Annotated in this window: 2 protein-coding genes; both read right to left on the bottom strand. The window is 43.6% G+C overall.

Annotation, left to right across the window (positions count from 1 at the left end; translation table 11 throughout):
* Positions 1 to 328: 328 nt before the first annotated feature.
* On the bottom strand, positions 329 to 1,450 hold the full coding sequence (locus QVO66_RS03070; protein ID WP_021853931.1) for a glycosyltransferase family 4 protein: 1,122 nt from the start codon (positions 1,448 to 1,450) through the stop codon (positions 329 to 331).
* 191 nt (positions 1,451 to 1,641) lie between these two features.
* Positions 1,642 to 2,021, bottom strand: a 380-nt coding sequence (locus QVO66_RS03065) for a hypothetical protein (RefSeq protein WP_288172511.1), incomplete at its 5' end; no start/stop codon positions are given.

The following is a 2,021-nucleotide window of genomic DNA, read 5'->3' as shown; positions in this document are numbered from 1 at the left end:
AAGTGAAAAGTTAAAAGTGAAAAACGAAAAATCCAATAGTCTTGTGGCTTCTACTTATAAGCACTACGTTTGCACATGGATTTTTCACTCTTCACTCTTCGTTCTTCACTTAAATATGCTCCTAGCCAACTTGTTGGCGATAACTCCTCTAACTACTTTAACTACCTAGAAACGAAATAGGAAGTAATCGGATTAAATAAATCCTTATATTCAATTCCGGCGGAGCGCAGATCCGCCGGCACATTAGCTTTGTTGGTTATTGTCGCAAGCACTACGTTAGCATTTGACTTTAACTCCTAGCCAACTCCGTTGGCGATAACTACTCTAACTACTTTAACTCCAAATTACAATATACCCCTCTTACCTCCTTCGCTATCTTGTCCCAGTCATACTTTGTCATGTCGTATTCTATGTGCTGTGGCTCACGGCTTATCACCTCTTTCAGCTTCTTCGCCAGCTCGTCCACGTTGCCCACCGGGAAGTAGTCGTCTTTGTCAAGGCCCACCTCCAGGTTCGCCGGTATGTCGCTCACTATCACCTTCACGCCGTAGCTCATCGCTTCAAGCAACGCTATCGGCAGGCCCTCATGACTCGACGGCAGACAGTAGCACATGCAGTTAGTCAGCAGCGAGTGCAGCTTACGGCCCTTCACAAATCCCGTCAGCACAACGCCGTTCTTCCTTGCCATCTCTTTCAGTCCCCTTGAGTAGTCGTCCTCAAAGTCTGTGTCACCAGCCAGCACCAGCTTTATGTCATCGTCGCCGCCGTCTTTACTTTTTAATTTTTCGTTCTTAATTCTCCCGAACGCTTCCACCAGATGGTGCAGGTTCTTTTCCGGCACAAAGCGGCACATGCCCAATATGTAGCGTCCTTTCCTTATGCCCAGTTCCTCAAAATACTCGGGATAGTCGCACACCTCAGGCTCCGACACGCCGTTATATATCAGATGCACGTTCTTTGTACGTCCGTATTTCTCCTTAATCAGGTTGCGTATCACGTCGCTGATCACTATTACGTCGTCAGCAAACATACACCCCATGCGCTCACCCAGCTTCAGCACCGCTTTGGCTGCCCTGCCCCATTTGTCCCTATCATAGTCAGGACCGTGATGCGTAAACACCACCTTCATGCCCAGCATCTTGGCGTATGGCACCAGCAGAGCCGGTCCTATGGCGTGTATGTGCAGTATGTCTGCTCCCAGTTTCTTCGCCTTGTTTATGGCTCTGTACGTATGTATAATGGCTTCAAACGACTTCTTTTTCGGTGTCTCAATGTCCACCAGCTTTACGCCTTTCCATTCTTTCAGACCGTCGCCGACGTAGCTTTTACGCCTTATCACCGTTACGTCTTCGCCCATGGCTGCTATTCTCGGAAACAGTTCCTCACAGTGCGTCTCCACTCCGCCCATGACATTAGGGATGCCACGGGTACCGGTAACAACAATTTTCATAAAATTTTCCGGATTAAAAATAAATCATTACTTTTGCCTCGTCATAAGCAAAAGTCCATGTCAAAGTTTTTTCTCAATATAAAAGAATCAGCCCAGCACGCCGGCATAATTCTTCTTTCGTGCCTCTCCGCCCTTTGGCTGTTGATTAGAGGCAGAAGGATAAAGTAAATACGTTTATATTTTTATAAACATTATAATCCAAATAATGTACGTGTAAGCTGCCAACGTTTTAAAACATATCTATGTAACAACATAGGAATGATTACACCTACAGCTATAACAACAATCGCTTCAGGCAAAAATACATACCATAAATTGCTGTCTAATGGTAATTTTCTGAATACAGCTTTTGCAAATCCTTCAAATGTTGTGTGAAATAGATATATTATATAAGACGACATAGACACAATCATCAGAATATGATTTTTGCCCACTTCTTGATATTTGCAGATAAGTTTTGATATTTCAATTACAAAGAATATTCCTATGTAGGGCAGTAGAATGTTTAATGTTGTTTTCAGCACATCTGAATTTAAGTCTGAAAAATATAAATATTCACAAACAACAAAAG

The sequence above is a fragment of the Prevotella sp. CAG:255 genome (genome assembly GCF_000431195.1).
Taxonomy (GTDB): domain Bacteria; phylum Bacteroidota; class Bacteroidia; order Bacteroidales; family Bacteroidaceae; genus Prevotella; species Prevotella rara.
This window is presented reverse-complemented; position numbering and strand designations above follow the sequence as displayed.

Coding starts and splice junctions, on each gene's coding strand:
- QVO66_RS03070 (WP_021853931.1), bottom strand. CDS start 1,450: ATGAAAATTGTTGTTACCGGTACCCGTGGCATCCCTAATGTCATGGGC.